Annotated in this window: 19 protein-coding genes; 15 read left to right on the top strand and 4 right to left on the bottom strand. The window is 71.7% G+C overall.

Features of this window, described 5'->3' with window-relative positions; all coding sequences use genetic code 11:
* Positions 1-133: 133 nt before the first annotated feature.
* On the bottom strand, positions 134-949 hold the full coding sequence (locus M2283_RS27625; protein ID WP_280879115.1) for a helix-turn-helix transcriptional regulator: 816 nt from the start codon (positions 947-949) through the stop codon (positions 134-136).
* A gap of 109 nt (positions 950-1,058) precedes the next feature.
* On the opposite strand from M2283_RS27625, the gene M2283_RS27620 reads away from it, so the two are divergent.
* Positions 1,059-1,775, top strand: coding sequence for an SDR family oxidoreductase (locus tag M2283_RS27620; RefSeq protein WP_280879114.1), 717 nt, complete (start codon positions 1,059-1,061; stop codon positions 1,773-1,775).
* A gap of 31 nt (positions 1,776-1,806) precedes the next feature.
* Here the strand turns inward: M2283_RS27620 and M2283_RS27615 are convergent, their stop codons facing one another.
* Entirely contained in the window at positions 1,807-2,748 is a 942-nt protein-coding gene (locus tag M2283_RS27615; protein ID WP_280879113.1) for an endonuclease/exonuclease/phosphatase family protein, read from the bottom strand.
* Between the two features lie 163 nt (positions 2,749-2,911).
* Here M2283_RS27615 and M2283_RS27610 point away from each other — a divergent pair, with 163 nt between their 5' ends.
* The gene (locus tag M2283_RS27610) at positions 2,912-4,051 is read left to right on the top strand and encodes a DUF475 domain-containing protein (protein ID WP_280879112.1); all 1,140 of its coding nucleotides are present in this window, start codon (positions 2,912-2,914) and stop codon (positions 4,049-4,051) included.
* Between the two features lie 17 nt (positions 4,052-4,068).
* On the opposite strand, the gene M2283_RS27605 is transcribed toward M2283_RS27610, so the two are convergent.
* Positions 4,069-5,718: a GMC family oxidoreductase gene (locus M2283_RS27605; protein WP_280879111.1), complete on the bottom strand. Its 1,650-nt coding sequence runs from the start codon at positions 5,716-5,718 to the stop codon at positions 4,069-4,071.
* Positions 5,719-5,894: 176 nt separating this feature from the next.
* On the opposite strand from M2283_RS27605, the gene M2283_RS27600 reads away from it, so the two are divergent.
* The 9 genes from M2283_RS27600 (at position 5,895) to M2283_RS27560 (ending at position 12,608) form a co-directional block, all read left to right on the top strand.
* Positions 5,895-7,079: a sedoheptulose 7-phosphate cyclase gene (locus tag M2283_RS27600; protein ID WP_280879110.1), complete on the top strand. Its 1,185-nt coding sequence runs from the start codon at positions 5,895-5,897 to the stop codon at positions 7,077-7,079.
* Positions 7,079-7,531 (top strand): cupin domain-containing protein, encoded by a 453-nt coding sequence (locus M2283_RS27595; RefSeq protein WP_280879109.1) that lies wholly within the window; start codon positions 7,079-7,081, stop codon positions 7,529-7,531. Before M2283_RS27600 ends, M2283_RS27595 begins: the two co-directional genes overlap by 1 nt.
* A complete protein-coding gene (locus M2283_RS27590; protein WP_280879108.1) occupies positions 7,528-7,914 on the top strand; it encodes a hypothetical protein in 387 nt (128 codons plus the stop codon). Before M2283_RS27595 ends, M2283_RS27590 begins: the two co-directional genes overlap by 4 nt.
* Positions 7,911-8,294 carry a cupin domain-containing protein gene (locus M2283_RS27585; protein WP_280879107.1) on the top strand — a complete coding sequence of 128 codons (384 nt, stop codon included), beginning with the start codon at positions 7,911-7,913 and terminating at the stop codon, positions 8,292-8,294. The genes M2283_RS27590 and M2283_RS27585 overlap by 4 nt, the downstream gene beginning before the upstream one ends.
* A complete protein-coding gene (locus M2283_RS27580) occupies positions 8,291-8,956 on the top strand; it encodes a VOC family protein (protein ID WP_280879106.1) in 666 nt (221 codons plus the stop codon). Before M2283_RS27585 ends, M2283_RS27580 begins: the two co-directional genes overlap by 4 nt.
* Complete coding sequence (locus tag M2283_RS27575) at positions 8,949-9,608, top strand: O-methyltransferase (protein ID WP_280879105.1); 660 nt, start codon at positions 8,949-8,951, stop codon at positions 9,606-9,608. The genes M2283_RS27580 and M2283_RS27575 overlap by 8 nt, the downstream gene beginning before the upstream one ends.
* Positions 9,609-9,720: 112 nt before the next feature.
* Positions 9,721-10,452 carry a ferritin-like domain-containing protein gene (locus M2283_RS27570; protein WP_280879104.1) on the top strand — a complete coding sequence of 244 codons (732 nt, stop codon included), beginning with the start codon at positions 9,721-9,723 and terminating at the stop codon, positions 10,450-10,452.
* A 151-nt stretch (positions 10,453-10,603) separates the two neighbouring features.
* Complete coding sequence (locus M2283_RS27565) at positions 10,604-11,524, top strand: helix-turn-helix domain-containing protein (RefSeq protein ID WP_280879103.1); 921 nt, start codon at positions 10,604-10,606, stop codon at positions 11,522-11,524.
* An 88-nt stretch (positions 11,525-11,612) separates the two neighbouring features.
* Positions 11,613-12,608, top strand: coding sequence for an SMP-30/gluconolactonase/LRE family protein (locus M2283_RS27560; protein WP_280879102.1), 996 nt, complete (start codon positions 11,613-11,615; stop codon positions 12,606-12,608).
* Positions 12,609-12,636: 28 nt separating this feature from the next.
* Here M2283_RS27560 and M2283_RS27555 read toward each other — a convergent pair whose 3' ends face one another.
* The gene (locus tag M2283_RS27555; protein WP_432423132.1) at positions 12,637-13,224 is read right to left on the bottom strand and encodes an amidohydrolase family protein; all 588 of its coding nucleotides are present in this window, start codon (positions 13,222-13,224) and stop codon (positions 12,637-12,639) included.
* Between the two features lie 250 nt (positions 13,225-13,474).
* On the opposite strand from M2283_RS27555, the gene M2283_RS27550 reads away from it, so the two are divergent.
* The 4 genes from M2283_RS27550 (at position 13,475) to M2283_RS27535 (ending at position 16,780) form a co-directional block, all read left to right on the top strand.
* Entirely contained in the window at positions 13,475-14,407 is a 933-nt protein-coding gene (locus M2283_RS27550) for a LysR family transcriptional regulator (protein WP_280879101.1), read from the top strand.
* 185 nt (positions 14,408-14,592) lie between these two features.
* On the top strand, positions 14,593-15,327 hold the full coding sequence (locus M2283_RS27545) for a YoaK family protein (RefSeq protein ID WP_280879100.1): 735 nt from the start codon (positions 14,593-14,595) through the stop codon (positions 15,325-15,327).
* Between the two features lie 10 nt (positions 15,328-15,337).
* On the top strand, positions 15,338-16,207 hold the full coding sequence (locus M2283_RS27540) for an MIP/aquaporin family protein (RefSeq protein WP_280879099.1): 870 nt from the start codon (positions 15,338-15,340) through the stop codon (positions 16,205-16,207).
* A 159-nt stretch (positions 16,208-16,366) separates the two neighbouring features.
* Positions 16,367-16,780, top strand: a complete 414-nt coding sequence (locus tag M2283_RS27535) for a hypothetical protein (RefSeq protein ID WP_280879098.1) — start codon at positions 16,367-16,369, stop codon at positions 16,778-16,780.
* The last annotated feature ends 7 nt before the right edge of the window (positions 16,781-16,787 follow it).

The raw sequence follows: 16,787 nt of genomic DNA, 5'->3' as shown, positions 1-16,787 counted from the left end.
AACGCCCTCGCCGCGAACCCCCCGTAGGGTCCGCGTGGTGAGTGAGCCAGGGGCCGAAGTCACTAGGACGCCCCCCGGTCGTCAGGCGGGGCGGCGAGGGGCCGTAGAGGCTCGGCGTCGGTGCCTTCCGGGCTCAGCTCGACCCCGCCGCCAGCTCCCGCAGGGTCCGCGCCGACGGTGACCCCGGGTCCGCCGTCATCAGCACGACCTCCTGGTCGTCCTCCGGGACGAGCAGGACATCGCAGTTCAGGCGCAGTTGGCCCACGACCGGATGGACGAGGGTCTTGGTGCGGTGGCCGGGGGCGTGGACCGGGCGGGTCTCCCACACCTGCCCGAACTCCTCGCTGCCGGTGCGGAGTTCGGCCAGCAGGGCGGCGAGGCGGCGGTCGTGCGGGTAGCGGTCCGCCGCCCGGCGCAGCCGTGCCACCACGATGTGCCCGAACTCCTCCGCGCTGGACGTCTCGTACATGCGCCCCGCGCCCAGGAAGCGGCGCCGGGCCAGGTTCGTCGTGCCGCGCCCCAGGTCGTCGCCGAGCAGCGCCCGCGCGAGGGGGTTCCAGGCGACGACCCCGTAGGCCGCGTCGGTGACGATCGCGCCGGTCTCCGGCAGCCGTTCCAGCATGCGGGCCACGCGCGGGCTCACCCGCCGCACGGCGTCGGCGCCGGGCGGAGGCGCGGTCGATCCCGCCAGCCGGAACAGGTGACTGCGCTCGGCCGGCGTGAGCCGCAGGGCCCTGGCCAGCCCGTCCAGGATCCGGGGCGAAGGGCGAGGACCGCGGCCCTGTTCGAGTCGTACGACGTAGTCGACCGACATATGGGCCAGCTCCGCCACCTCCTCGCGCCGCAGACCCGGGGTCCGGCGAGGGGCGCTCGTCGGCAGACCGACAACGTCCGGGCGGAGTCCCGCACGGCGTTCCCGCAGGAAGCGGGCCAGTTCCTGACGCGCCATTCCGCCGCCTCCTCTGCTGCTCCCGGCCCCGCCGATTCTCCCGACCCCTTCGGCTGCCTGGTACACCTCGTCCCTGGCAGGGCGGCCGCGGTCGGCGGACCGTGGTGTCATGAACGATCGCACAGCACTCGTGACCGGTGCCAACAAAGGCATCGGCAAGCACATCGCCCGCCTGCTGGCCGCCGAGGGCTTCACGGTCCACGTCGGTTCCCGCGACGCCGACCTCGGGCGCCGGGCCGTCGAGGAGATCGACGGCGACGCCCGCCTCCTGGTCCTCGACGTGACCGACGCCGACAGCATCGCCGGGGCCGCGGCCCAGGTGGACCGCCTCGACGTCCTGGTCAACAACGCCGGCATCTCCCCGACGTCCACCGTGCCGACGGAGGCCGGCGTCGAGGAGTTCCGGCGCACGTACGAGACGAACGTGTTCGGCGTCCTCGCGGTCACCAACGCCTTCCTGCCCGCCCTGCGCCGCTCCCCGCACCCCCGTGTCGTCAACGTCTCCAGCGGCACCGGCTCGCTCGCCTGGAGCACCGGCCCCAACCCGCAGTTCCCGCACGGCAGCGGTGGCGCCGCCGCCTACCGCTCCTCCAAGGCCGCCCTGAACGCCCTCACCGTCCTGTACGCCCTGACGCTCGCCGACACCGGCGTCAAGGTCAACGCCCTCGCCCCCGGCCTGCGCGCCACCGACCTCAACGCCCGCGCCGCAGCCGCCGCCGGCGACCCGGCCGAGGCCGCGCGGGGAGCCGTACGACTGGCCCTGCTGCCGGACGACGGCCCCACCGGGGGGTTCTTCTCCTGGGACGGGACACCGGTGCCGTGGTGAGCCGACGACGAGCGTTGCCGCCGGACCGGCCCTAGCCGAGACGTACGCGACCCACCACCGGAAGATGATCACTCCCGGTCGCGTCCAGCGCCGACACCTCCGTCACCTCGACCCCCCTGCCGAGCACCTGGTCGATCCGCGCCACCGGCAGGGCGGCCGGCCAGCTGAACGCGAATCCCGAGCCGGGGGCGGTGAGTTGGGAGGTGACCGGGTCCAGCCCGCGGTCCTGCACGGTGCCGTTGAAGTCGCCGACGACCAGGAGCCGGTCCGCCGGTTCGTCCGCGATCCGGGCCCCGAGCAACCCCGCGCTCTCGTCCCGCGCCGCCGACGCGAACCCGCCCGCGCCGAGCCGGATCGACGGCAGATGGACGACGTACACCGCGATCTCGCCGTCGGGCGCGGCGACCGTGGCCCGCAGACCGCGCTGCCAGCCGTCCGGGAAGCTCGCGGGCCGGATGTCGACGGCCCGCACGTCCGAGAGGGGGTACGCGGACCAGAGCCCGACCGTGCCGTGGACCGCCCGGTAGGGGTGGGAGGCGCTCAGGACACCCTCGTACGAGGGCCGCGCCGCGGGCGTCAGCTCCTCCACGGCCACCAGCTCGGCGCGCGTGGCGAGCAGCGCCCGTGCGGTGCCGGCGGGGTCGGAGTTGTCGTCGGCCACGTTGTGCTGGACGACGCTCAGGTCGTACGAGCCCGACGGGACCCACAGTCCGGCGAACAGCCACAGCCAGGCGACCGTCGGCAGCAGACAGGCGAGCAGCCCCCACACCGACCGCCTGATCAGCGCGAGGCAGGCGAGCAGCGGTACGGCCACGCCAAGCCACGGGAGGAACGTCTCCAGGGCGCTGCCGAGCCGCCCGAGGTGGTTGGGTACGAGGGAGTGCAGGGCCAGCAGGGCGGCGACGCCGACGGCGCATCCGATGAGCCAGTACTCCCAGCGCCGTACGCTCCGGCGCAGCCGTATCGCGACCACCCACACCCCTTGTCCCGGCGGACGACGCGCGTCCGTGCCGGGACTCGCCGCGACACCTGAGCGACAGGCGCCCATGATAGACAACGCCGGTGACGGTCAGGGCTGTTCGAGGCCCGGCCTGCGGGTAACCGCACGACAACGGGAAAACGGGAAGGGGCAACCGGTGCTTCTGAAGACCTTCCGCTGGTCGTTCGTGGCCACCGCGCTCGGACTGGCCGTAGGGGTGCTGTACGGCGGGTGGACGGCGTTCGGCGTCATCGCGATCCTGACCGTCCTGGAGATCTCGCTGTCGTTCGACAACGCGGTGGTCAACGCCGGGATCCTGAAGAAGATGTCGCCCTTCTGGCAGACGATCTTCCTCACGGTCGGCGTCCTCATCGCCGTCTTCGGCATGCGGCTGCTCTTCCCGGTCGCCATCGTCGCGATCACCGCCAAGAAGAACCCGTACGACGCGGTCAACCTGGCGCTGACCGACAAGGACCAGTACCAGCAGCTCGTCACCGACGCGCACCCGGCGATCGCCGCGTTCGGTGGCATGTTCCTGCTGATGATCTTCCTCGACTTCATCTTCGAGGAGCGGGACATCAAGTGGCTGGGCTGGCTGGAGCGCCCGCTGGCCAAGCTGGGCAAGGTCGACATGCTGTCGGTCTGCATCGCCCTGATCGTCCTGCTGATCACCGCGTTCACCTTCGCGGCCCACGCCCACCAGCACGGCGGCGCGCACGCCGACAAGGCACAGACGGTGCTGATCTCCGGCATCGCCGGTCTGATCACGTACATGGTCGTCGGCGGTCTCTCCGGCTTCTTCGAGGACCGCCTGGAGGCGGAGGAGGAACGCGAGCAGGAGGAGCAGGAGGCGGCCGAGCGCAGCGGCAAGAAGCGCGCACCGGTCGTGCTGGCCGGGCAGGCCGCGTTCTTCATGTTCCTCTACCTCGAAGTCCTGGACGCGTCCTTCTCCTTCGACGGCGTGATCGGCGCGTTCGCCATCACCAACGACATCGTGCTGATGGCGCTGGGTCTCGGTATCGGCGCGATGTACGTGCGGTCGCTGACCGTGTACCTGGTCCGGCAGGGCACGCTGGACGACTACGTCTACCTGGAGCACGGCGCGCACTACGCGATCGGCGCGCTGGCCGTGATCCTCATGGTGACCATCCAGTACCAGATCAACGAGGTCATCACCGGTCTCGTCGGTGTGGTCCTCATCGGCTGGTCCTTCTGGTCCTCGGTCCGCCGCAACCGGGCGATCGTGGAGGCCGAGGGGGAGCCGGCGGCGCCGGTCGATCCGGCCAGGGTCCCTTAGCCACCGGCCAAGGTCCCTTAGCCACCGGCCAGGGACTCCCAGCCGTCGGCGAAACGGTCCGCGATCAGTTCCGCCGCCATCATGACGGTCACGTTGGTGGCCACCGACGGGGCGTCCGGGAGGATCGACGCGTCGACCACCCGCAGCCCGGCCACTCCGTGCACCCGGCCCGACGCGTCGACGACGGCCGCCGGGTCGCCCGCGGTACCCATCGGCGCCGTGCCGCAGAGGTGCGGGTACGGCTTGACGTGGGCCTTGAGGTAGGCGGCCAGCTCCGGCTCGGAGGCGGGCCCCGGTCCCGGCACGATCTCGCGCAGGCCCAGGGCGCGCAGCGGCGCGGTGGCGGCGAGCTGCCGGCCGAGGGCGACGGCCTCCGTCATCTTCCGCACGTCGAGCGGGTGCGCCAGCAGCGCGAGGTCCAGCCGGGGCGCGGTGGTCGGATCGAGCCCGGCCAGCCGCAACCGGCCGTACGCCTCGGGTTCGGGGCGGGTCACCGAGAGCAGGAAGGCGAGCCCGCTGCCCTGCGGATACGCCTCGGGGCGCACCAGGTGGCTGGGGGCGACATGCAGGTCCAGTTCGCCGTTCCGGGCGAGGGAACTGCGGGTCCACAGCAGGGTCGATACGGCGGGGAGGGCCGCGCCGAGCAGGTCGGGCGGGGCGCTGAACAGGAGGTAGGCGCAGGGGTGTTCGCGCAGACGGCGCCCCACCGGCAGATCGGCGACGACCGCGAGGCCCAGCGCCCTGAGCTCGTCGGCGGGCCCGATGCCGGAGCGCAGGAGGATGGCCGGGCTCGCGGCGGCCCCCGCCGACAGCACGGTCTCGCGGGCCCGCACGAGGGTGCCGTCGAGGGTGCGGACGCCGATCGCCTGCCCGGTCCGCCCGGTCTGCCCAGTCCTCCCGTTCCGCCCGCTCTTCCCGTTCGTCGCGAAGGCGACCCTGTCGACCGTCGTCCGGTCCAGGATGTGCAGGTTCGGTCGACTGCGGGTGGCCGCGTCCAGGTAGACCAGGCCGGTGCTCTGGCGGACTCCGGCGGCGATGTTGAGGGGGTACCTGCCGACCCCGCCCGCGTGGGCGGCGTCGAGGTCGTCGAGCGAGTCGAAGCCCAGCAGCCCGCACGCCTCGGCGAAGGCCCGGTGCGCCGGCGAAGTCGCCCCCTCGGGCACCCGGCGCACCTTCACCGGTCCGTGCCGCCCGCGCAGGGCCGGATCGCCGAAGTCGGCACCCTCCAGCCGCCGGAAGTACGGCAGCACATCCCCGGGACCCCAGCCCCGCAACCCCCCGCGCTGCCAGCGGAGCAGATCGGCGGCGGGCGTACGCATCGCCACCCCGGCGTTGACGGCCGACCCGCCGCCCAGCACCTTCGCGCGCACCAACGTCGAGGCGTGGCCGGTGCGCTGGGAGTCGAGGGGCGGGGCCTCCCACAACAGGGCCGGATCACCTTCGTAGACCGCTCCGTTGAGGACCTGCCGGGGAAAGTCGGCGGGCGCGTAGGCGGGCCCGGCCTCGATGAGCAGCACGTGACGGTCGGGGGCCTCGCTCAGCCGGGCCGCGAGCACGGCGCCTGCGCTGCCCCCGCCGACGATCACGACGTCGTACTCGCGGGCGTCCGCGCGCTGGTGGACGTCGGGCCCCTCGCGGGCGTCCGCACTGCTGTGGACCTCGGTCAACACGCTTATCCCTGTGGTGAGTTCCCACGCAAACGGATGAAAGGCGATTGGCCAAGATCCGTTACGCTCTGATTGCATGTGAGTGCGAAGCGTAACGATACTTCAGTCGGCGTCCGGCACGTCAGCCGGCGTGCGGCCGAACCGCCCGTCCCTCAGCGAAGGACACCGCCGCCCTCATGCCGCACCCATCCACGTCCCGGTTGTCCCCGCTGCGCCGGGACGCCGTCTGGGACGTCCGCGCCCGACAGACGGTCGCGTACGAGGTGGTCCTGACCGGCGACCTCCTGGACCCCGCCCACGACTCCCTGGCCCGCGCCGGGATCCCCGCCGGTACGCCGACCCCGACCCGGCGCTGCGTCGTCACCGAGCAGACCATCGACGACCTCTACGGCGACCGCCTGCGCGCCTACTTCGAGGCGCACGGCATCGACGTCCACTGGCTGGTGCTGGACTCCGGCGAGCAGAACAAGGGCATGGAGGCGGTACTGCGGGCGGTGGCCGCCTTCGACGCCTTCGGGATCCTGCGCCGGCAGGAGCCAGTGATCGCGGTCGGCGGCGGGGTCCTGACCGACATCGTCGGCTTCGCCTGCGGGATGTTCCGGCGCGGGCTGCCCCATGTGAAGGTGCCCACCACGCTGATGGGCCTGGTCGACGCGGGCATCGGCGCCAAGGCCGGCGTCAACCACGCCGGCGGCAAGAACCGCATCGGCTGCTACCACCCGCCGCGTGCCACCCTGCTCGACCCCGCCTTCCTGGACACCCTCCCCGACCGCCAGATCTCCAACGGACTCGCCGAGATCCTCAAGATCGCCCTGGTCCTGGACGCCCACCTCTTCGACCTCCTGGAGGAGTTCGGACCGCTCCTGCGCGCCGAACGATTCCAAGGACACACCGCGGACGGCGAGCGAGCCGCCGACGAGGTGCTGCGCCGCGCGATCGGCGGGATGCTCGCCGAGCTGGAACCCAACCTGTGGGAACACGAGTTGGAGCGCGCCGTCGACTACGGCCACACCTTCAGCCCCGCCGTGGAGATGCACGCCCTGCCGGCCCTCCTGCACGGCGAGGCCGTCGCCGTCGACATGGCCCTCACCACCGTCATCTCCTGGCGGCGCGGGCTGCTCGGCACCGCCCAACTCGACCGTGTCCTGGCCGTCATGACCAGCCTCGGCCTCCCGACCAGCCACGCCGTCTGCCGCGCCGACCTGCTGACGGACGCCCTCGCGGACACCGTCCGCCACCGGGACGGCCGCCAACGCATGCCGCTGGCCACCGACATCGGCTCCGCGCACTTCGTCGACGACGTGACGGTGGACGAAGTGCGGGGGGCCGCCGCCCATTTCCACGACTCAAGGAACCGCTGATGCCAGTCATGCCATTGCTGCCAGACCAGCCCACGCTTGAACTCCGCGGCGAACTCATGGTGGCCGACACCAGCAGCGCCTCCGTCGTGCACGCGATGCACGGCGGCGCGGACACGGCCCGCTGGAAGTGCCTGGCCCGCCGGATGGGGCTGGCCGGCACCTGGGAGGCCGTCGAGTGGGCCTCCCTGCCGCCGGGCGCGGTGTGCGGGGAGCACCACCACACCCGTACCGAGGAGCTCTACTTCGTCATCTCGGGCGAGGGCGAGATCCTCCTGAACGACATCCCGCACCGGATCCGCCCCGGCCACCTGGTCGTCAACGGCCTCGGCACCCGGCACCAGTTCCGCAACCTCGGCGACCAGGACCTCAATTGGCTGGTCATCGAGGTCTTCGGCCCGGACACCGCCCACGCGCTGGTCGGCGCGACCACTACTTCAGGAGAGACCTCGTGACCACAACCACGACTACCAGTGCGGCCGTTGACGCGGAGACGGACACGGACGCGAGCACGGCGACGATCATCGACCTCGCTGCGGTGGGAGAGGTGGACCTGTCGACGTTGCTGACGGGACCGCTGCGTCAGGCCCGGGTCGTCGCCCTGGACGGCACCCGGTCGGAGACCCTGTCGGCGGCCGAGCTGGAGCACACGGTCTTCGTCCTGCAGGGCACCGGAACCGCGCAGTCGGGCAGCACGGTCGTACCGCTGGCCGCCGGCACCGCCGTGACCATCCCGCAGGGCGGCGAACTCACCCTCACCGCCGGCCCCGAGCCGCTGCGCTACTTCCACGCCAGCCTGGCGGTGCCCGCGGCCGACCGGGAAGCGGGCTCCCAGTGATCGTCACCACCGTCGAGCAGACGACCAGCACGGTGCGGGACAACCGCCCGCAGCTGGAGGCCCGTTCACTGGCCCGGCGCGGCTTCTTCTTCTCCGAGACCGAGGCGGTCGACCACCTCCACCTGGCCCCCGGAGCCGAGATCGGCCCGCGTGGACGCCGGGGCACGGAGGAGATCTGGTACGTCGTGGACGGAGACGGTCAACTGCTGGAGCCCGGCGGGAGAGTCGGCGCCCTGTCGGCCGGCAGCCTCGCCGCCTGTCCGCTCAACAGCGGGGTACGGCTGCGGGCCGGAACCGGCGGTATGCGGCTGGTCCTGGTCGCCGTAGCGCCTCGCCACCTGACCGCGAACATGCCTCCCCGGCTTCCCGTCGCCTCATGACGGCGAGGCCGCGGGGCATCCCGGGTGCCACGAACGTCGACCACATCGCGTACACGGTCCCCGACCTCGACCAGGCGGTGGCCTTCTTCACCGAGGTCATCGGCGCCGAACTCATCTACCGCGAGGGCCCGATCCACGACCCCGACGGCGACACCATGCGCCGCCACCTGGGCGTGCACCCACGGGCCAGCGCCCACATCGCGATGCTCCGCCTCGGCCCCGTGACCAACCTCGAACTCTTCGCCTACGACGCCCCCGACCAGCGGCGCGAACTGCCGGCCAACAGCGACTGGGGCGGTCACCATCTCGCCATCCACGTGACCGACATCGAACAGGCGGCGCGCTACCTGGGCGAACACCCCGGCGTCGAACTCCTCGGCAGCCCCCGCACGATCCCGCACGGGCCCATCGCCGGAAACCACTGGCTGTACTTCCGCACGCCGTGGGGGATGCAGATGGAACTCGTGCAGGCGGTACGGGACTTGCCGTACCAGCGGGATACGGGGGCTCGCCGCTACGGTCCGGCGCCGGCCTGCGACTGGGCGGCGAACACGACCCAGGGCACCCACGACACCGACGAGAACGCCCACGACAACCACGTCTACCAGGACCGCCGCCGCGACACCGGGGCGGACGCACTGACCGGGAGCCGACATGCGTGACCAGATCGACATGACCCCAGACCTCCTCGACTACGTCCGCGACTTCTCCCTCCGTGAGGAGCCCGCCCTGCGCCAACTGCGGGAGGACACCGCCGCGTTGCCCGACCGGATCATGCAGATCCTGCCGGAGGAGGCCCAGTTCCTGGCGCTGCTGATCCAACTCACCGGCGCCCGTGACGTCCTGGAGATCGGCACCTTCACCGGCTACAGCTCGCTGTGCATGGCCCGCGCCCTCCCCGCCGACGGAACGCTGCTCACCTGCGACGTCAGCGAGGAGTGGACCGCGATGGCGCGCCGCGCATGGCAGCAGGCGGGCCTGGAGGACCGTATCGAGCTGCGCATCGGCGACGCCGTGGAGACCCTGGACGCCGTGCTCCTCGAACGCGGCCCCGCCTGCTTCGACCTGGTCTTCATCGACGCCAACAAGGCCAACTACCCCCAGTACTACGAGCAGTCCCTCGCCCTCACCCGGCCCGGCGGCCTGATCGTCCTGGACAACACCCTCTGGTCCGGCCGGGTCGCCGATCCGACCCAGCAGGACCCGGACACGCTGGGCGTCCGCTCCGTCAACGCCACCCTCCGCGACGACGAGCGCGTCGATCTCTCCATGCTCCCCATGGCCGACGGCATCACCTTCGCCCGCAAACGCTGACGCCGACGGGGTCGCTGACGTGGAACAGGCCGGCGGCGGGAACGGTTCGGTGCCCGCCGGGCGTCGTTGCTCTCCAGGACACGGTGGCCGTGTCCCGGAGAGGGGACCCCACGTGCGTACCGACGGATTCGCCAAGTGGACGCAGCGGTTCGAGGACGAACGGGAGCGCAGACAGGCCCAGGGCGACCCGGACTGGGAACAGGGCGCGACCCTGCACCCGGCGATATGGTCCAGCGTCCAACGCTTCCAGGTCGGCGAGGACGGCGACGGCGCCAACCTCGTCGCCAAGGCGGACCAGGCGGGCGACGCCGACTACACCCGGGCGGTCCGCCTCTTCGTCGCCGAGGAACAGAACCACGCCCGCCTCCTGGCCCGCCTCCTCCACGCCGGCGGCAAACCGACCCTGACCGGCCACTGGACCGACACGGTCTTCGTCCGCCTACGCCGCCTCATGGGCCTGCGCCTGGAACTCCTGGTCCTGATGATCGCGGAGGTGGTGGCGCTGCGCTATTACCGCGCCCTGCGCGACGGCACCGACGACCCGCTCACCTCGTCGGTGGCGTCCCGCATCCTCGCCGACGAACAACGCCACGTCCCCTTCCACTGCGACCGCATCCACGCGTCCCTGGCGGAACTCCCCCGCCTCACCCGCCGCCCGGTCCTGTCCCTCTGGCGACTCCTCCTCCTGGCGGTCACCCTGGTGGTAGCCGCCGACCACGGCCCAGCCCTACGCCAACTCCACGTCGGACGCCTCCGCTTCGTGGCCGACGTCATGACAACGGGGGGTGGGGTGGTCTCCGAGGTACTGGCGCCGAGCCCGGACGAGTGGACGAGCGGCGGCTGACAGCTGACCGGTACGGCCTCGCCCAGGAGTGACGGGACAGCGAGAAAATTTCCGCAGAACAGCACCCGAGCCCCGGTGAGAGCCTGACCCCGCCGATCCCCACCCCGACAGGGTCACGCGCGGATCGCCCCCGCCGCCCATACTCGACTTCATGAACAAGCAGGGGCAACTCGCCGACTTCCTCCAGGCACGTCGGGGCCGGTTGCGGCCCGAGGACGTCGGGCTGCGGACGTACGGTGAGCGGCGCCGGGTGCCGGGGCTGCGGCGCGAGGAGTTGGCGATGCTCGCGGGGATCAGCGCGCCGTACTACACCCGCCTGGAGCAGGGGCAGTCGCGCAACGCCTCGCGCGAGGTGCTCGACGCCCTCGCCAACGCCCTGCGGCTGGACGAGTCCGAGCGGGCCCATCTGCACGCCCTGGCCCGTGCGTCGGGGCGGGGAAGGCCCGCGGGCCGGCCGCCCACGGAGCGGATCACCCCGGCGATCAGCGCGTTGCTGGCGGCCATCGAGGGCACCCCCGCGATCGTCGTCGGCCGCCGCACCGACGTCCTGGCCTGGAACCGGCCCGGGCATGGGCTGTTCGCCGGCCACCTCGATCCGGACAGCCCCAACGACCCGTTCCGACGGCCGAACATGGCCAAGCTGGTGTTCCTCGACGCGCACACCCGCGACCTGTACGCCGACTGGCCCGCCAAGGCCCGGGCCGTGGTGGGCAACCTGCGTCTGACAGCCGGCCGGCATCCGGACGATCCGCTGCTCGCCTCACTGATCGGTGAACTGACCATGCGCAGCCGGGAGTTCGCCGCGATGTGGGCCGATCACCGGGTTCTGGCCTGTGATGTCGCCGACTACGAGATGCGCCACCCCCTCGTCGGGACTGTGACCGTCACCCAGCAGACCTTGCAGAGCCCGCAGAGCCTGCAGACCCCGCAGAGGGACGGCCCGGCCCTGGTGGTGGCCACCGCCGATCCCGGATCCGCCTCTGCGGCGGCCCTGACCCTGCTCGCCCACGCCACCGCGCCGCGGGAGGCGACCGCGTCACGCCACGACGTCGCCGAAAACCCCACCACCTGAACCGAGTTGTTCCCTCCAGGAGAGGCGGCCCCCTCCCAGCCAGGGCGCCGCCCCCAGCCGCCGCATGCCTCAAAACAGTGAAGGAACCATGTCCAAGCGAAGCAACAGCATCAAGACCGTCATCTCCGCCGCATCCGTGGCCGCGGCCATAGCCGCGTCCGCCCTCACAGCGACCGCCCCGGCCAACGCCCTGACCGCCGACCGGCCACTGACAGACATACGGATCGCCACCCATTTCGACCTCTCCGCCGGCCAGATGCCCGAGAACATCGCTCTGCTCCCCGACGGCACGGCGGACGTCACCTTCGCCGCCAGTCGGCAGGTGGCTCAGATCAGCCCCCGAGGCACGACCCGAATCCTGGCGACGCTGCCCGCACCCGCCGACGGCGGAGTCAACACGCCGGTCCTCGGCTTCCCCCTGGCCACCGGCATCGTTCACACCTCGGACGGCACCGTGTACGTGCTCTACGCGACCGGCACGGCCGACCTGACGGGACTGTGGCGGCTGCGCCCCGGACAGGCGCCGCGGCGCATCGCGGCCCTCCCCGCGGGGGGCCTGCCCAACGGGCTGGCGCTGGACGGGCGCAGCGGACGGTTCTACGTCACCGACTCGGTGCTCGGCACCGTATGGACCGTCCCCGTCACCGGTGGCACACCCACCGCATGGTCCACCGCCCCCGAACTCGCCTCGACGGGCTTCCTCGGAGCCAACGGCGTGAAGGCGCACGGCGGGGCGCTGTGGGTGACCAACCTCGACCGCGGCACCCTCCTGCGCATCCCGATCCGCGCAGGCAACCGCGCGGGAGCACCGCAGGTGAAGGCATCGGGCCTGGTCGGCATCGACGACTTCGCCTTCGTCGACCGCGGCGACAGCGGCGACGTGCTCGCCGCGCTCAACGGCCCCAACACGGTCGTACGCATCCGCCCCGACGGCACCAGCACCACCGTTCTGGACGCCACCGACGGACTGCAGAACCCGACCTCCGTCGCACTGCGCGGCAAGGACGTGTACGTGCTCAGCGCCGCCTACACCACGGCCACCGACCCCAACCTGCTGCGCGCCCGCCTGGGCGGCCACCGGTAGAACTGGAGGGAAGGGAGGGGGAGTTCCGTCAGGCCCTTGCTTCAGAAGCAACCGTCCAACGGATCGAGCGCCCCGCCGAGCTGCCGCGGTATGCGGTCGAGGTCCCCGCGCCGGTCGCGCCACGCGCGCTGTTCCTCGGAGTCGGCGGCCGCCTCGGTGAGGGCGCGGGCCTGGCCTGCTCCCGTCTTGGCCTGGAAGCCCCCGAAGCGGGCGACCGGGCTCCAGGCGGGGCTGATCTCCGGGAGGGGGGGGCGGCGATGTTCTCGTAGTCTCCGGCCGCGTGGACGACCTTGCCGCCGGCCACCGTCACGAGGGACTCGATGCGGTCGATGTCCTCGTCGGGCACGGAGAAGTAGTCGGCGGAGAGGACGGCCAGGTCGCCGTACTTGCCCTCGGTGATCGTGCCCTTGAGCTCGGACTCGCCGGTGAGGGCGGCGCCCGCGGTGGTGTACATCTCCAGGGCCGTGACGCGGTCGACGCGGTTGGTGGCCGGGTAGAGGAGGGTGTCGCCGATGGTGCGGCCGGTGACCAGCCAGGACAGGGACAGCCAGGGGTTGTAGCTGGAGACGCGGGTGGCGTCGGTGCCGGCGGCCACGAGGAGGCCGGTGTCACGCATCGCGCGGATGGGCGGGGTGCCGGACGCCGTCGTGGGGGCGTATGCCGCCCACGGGCATGGTGCTGCTGGACGTGGACATGGAGGCTCCTCGGAGCGGGGGAGGCGGGGCGGAGGGCTGCGGTCGTCCGGCGACACCTCGACGCTAGGTCTGCGACAATGAATCGGTCCAACACATGGTTCTGCTCGTATCGATCGCTCAGGGCGATGAGTGTCGGGCGACAGGCGGAGACCGAAGAGGGATGAGCGCGGGATGGACCTGAGGCACCTGAAGTACTTCCTCGCCGTCGCCGAGACCCGCAACTTCACGCAGGCCGCGGCCAGTTGCTACGTCGCCCAGTCCGCGCTCAGCGAGCAGATCGCCCGCCTGGAGAAGGACGTGGGCGCCCAGCTGTTCAGCCGCACCAGCCGTTCCGTACGGCTGACGGCCGCCGGAGAGCTCCTCGAACCGCTGGCCCGCCGCATCCTCGCCGACGTCGACAACGCCCAGGCCGCCCTCGACGCCCTGTCCGGTCTGCGGCGCGGGCGCCTGCGCCTGGGGCTCCTGCAGACGCGTGCCTCCTCGGTCGACCTGGTCGAGGTGATGGCCGACTACCACGCCCGTTACCCGGGCATCGACTTCCACGTGACCAACGCGCCCAGCGCGGAGATGGCCGCCGCGGTCCTGGGCGGCGACCTCGACATCGCCGTCGTCGGCCTCGGCCCGCGCCAAGTCCCGGAAGGGCTCGACCACTTCGTCCTGGACGGCGACCCGCTCGTCCTCGTCGTGCCCGCCGACCACGCACTGGCGGACGGCGGTGACGTCGTCGATCTCGCGGACCTGCCGGACAGCCACCAGCTCATCCAGTTCACCCGGGGCAGCGGACTGCGCCGCCAGGTCGAGGCCGCGTTCGCCCGCGCGGGAGTGGAACCGGGCCAGCACTTCCAGGTGGGCCAGATCCAGGACATGGTCCGGCTGGCGGCGCGGGGGATCGGCGTGACGGTCGTACCGCGGTCGTCGGTCTTCGGCGGCGACGCCCTGCCGGGCACGAACCCCCAGGACGGACTGCCCTACGGCGCCCGCGCGCTCCGTATCGCGGACGAGGCGGCGGTGCACACCATCTGCGTGGTCCACGACAGCAAGCGGCTGGCACCGGCCGGCGCCGCGTTCCTGGAAGTGGTGGAGCGGCACGCCATCAGGGGGTAGGCGGCACGGGCCTTGGCGGCTGCATAGGTGGCGCGGGTCCTGGCGGCTGCGATCGATCGGCATGAGAGATTGCTGCGTCCGTATCCATATGTTGGACGGAATGCTGCCTCGGCGCGAGGCTGGGACGGAGCCCGGGAAACCTGCCCCGGCCCGCAGTTCCTCGCCTCGCGAATCGGAGTATCGCCATGTCCGCCGTACTGCGCGACGCGTGGACCACGGTCGTCCCCGACATGGACGACCGGCACGGCCCACTCCCGCCCCTGATGCTCGCGCTGACGGTGGTCACCGGCCTCGTGGACGCCTTCAGCTATCTCGTCCTCGGCCACGTCTTCGTCGCCAACATGACGGGCAACGTCGTCTTCTCCGGCTTCGCGATCGCCGGCGCGGCCGGTTTCTCCCTGGCCGCCTCGCTCGCGGCACTCGCCGCGTTCGCCGCGGGCGCCCTGGCCGGTGGCCGCCTCGCCCACCGGGTCGGGGCCCACCGGGGCCGGGTACTGCACCTGGCACTGCTGCTGGAGACCACCCTGGTCCTGGCGGCGTACGTCATCGCGCAGACCACCGCCACCCCCCACACGGGCGCCGTCCAATACACCCTGATCGCCCTCCTCGGCCTGGCCCTGGGCATCCAGAACGCCACCGCCCGCACCCTCGCCGTCCCCGACCTGACCACCACCGTCCTGACCCTCACCATCACCGGAGTCGCCGCGGACAGCCGCCTCGCGGGCGGCAAGGGCAGCAAGGTCGGCCGCCGGATGCTCTCGGCGGGAGCGATGTTCGCCGGAGGCCTCGCGGGTGCCGTCGCCGTCGAACACGGCGGTACGGCCCTGCCGTTGTTGTTCGCCGCGGTGCTCCTGGTGGCGACCACGATCGCGGCGTTCACGCTGACGCGTTCCGATGCCTCGTGGACGAAGCCGCTGTGAAGAAGCTGTTGTGAGGAAGAACCCCGTGCGCGGTACGACGGTGAGGCCGGCGGAGACAGAGTCTGCTCCCGCCTCCGCGGGCCTCGCAGGACGGCCCGCCCACCCTGGATGGCGACGCACCCTCCACTCCGCCCTCCTCGAACTCGCCCTCACCGCACTGATGATGTTCGCCGTGGCCACCACGGTCCGCTGGCTGATGGGCACCCTCGACCCGGCGGCCGGCGGCTGGTGGAACACCCCCGAGGGCAGGCTGATCGCCGTGGCGCCCCTGTCCGGCTGCACCGTCACCGCCGTCATGCTCTCGCCCTGGGGCAGGGTGACCGGCGGCCACGTCAACCCGGCGATCACCGTCGCGATGTGGCGTTACGGCCGCACGCCCGGCCGCGCCGTCGCCCCCTTCGTCGCCGGCCAACTCCTCGGGTCACTCGTCGGCATCGCGGCCGGACGACTGGTCTGGGGCCGGGCCTTGGCCTCCCCGGCGGTGGATTACGCCGTCATCCGCCCGGCCGCGGGCTGGTCCTGGACCGCCGTCGCCGAGATCGAGGCGACGACGATGTTCGTCATCGTCGTCGTCGCTGGAATCGGCATCTCCAGCCGCCGACTTGGCCCGTTCACGCCCTGGGCGGTCGGCACGATGATCGCCGCGCAGATCATCGCCTTCGGCACGCTGTCCGGTGGAGTCGCCAACCCGGGGCGGGAGTTCGGGCCGGCGGTGTTCGTCGGTGACCTCTCACTCCTGCCGGCGTATCTGCTCGCGCCGCCGGTGGGGGCGTTCGCCGCGACCGTGGTGATCAGGCGGATCGGACGGATTGGACGGATCAGGTGGATTGGGCGGATGGGGCAGATCAACTTCGCTGGACGCGGTGCTCGGCGGAGCTGACTGCGGGAATCCCCATGGCCGCCAAGGCTGTTCGTCGTCCTCCTCCACAATCCCTCGCGCCTGCCCGGGGATGACCGTGCCGGTATCTGCGGAGGGGGAGGGAGAAGGAGACGGACCGGATTCGAGAGGCTTACGTGCGTGGCGCCCTGTTACCCCGGCGTGGCTTTCGTTGATGTTGAAGTCGAGCAGCAGCAGTTCGAGCAGTTCCGTTTCCTGACCGGCTCCCACGCCCTCAAGTCGTTTCTGAACCGTCCGAACGAGCCGCTCGATCTCGATCTTCGCCCGCCTCTCCATGTTCAGCCGCTGCGCTTGAGCGAGCTGGACCGCCTGTTCGGCCTCGGCACGCAACAGATCAACTTCCTTGAGCATGCGGTCCGTTGTGGTGGCCGCCTTTTCACGGTGTTCTCTGGCGTTCTCGATGGCGCGTTGCCTGAGTGCGCTCGCCTCTTGCTGAGCCTTGCGGCGTATCGCGTCGGCCCTGTCATTGAGGGTTTTCAGAGTGGCCCCCGGACGGGTGACAGCGGGACCGTAGGCAACGGACAGGGCTCCCGTGCCGTTGAGAGAGGTGTCTAGGTCTCAA

The sequence above is a fragment of the Streptomyces pseudovenezuelae genome, assembly GCF_029892565.1.
GTDB lineage: Bacteria > Actinomycetota > Actinomycetes > Streptomycetales > Streptomycetaceae > Streptomyces > Streptomyces pseudovenezuelae_A.
Note: the sequence above shows the minus strand (reverse complement) of the source record. Positions and strands in the feature narration are given on the sequence as shown.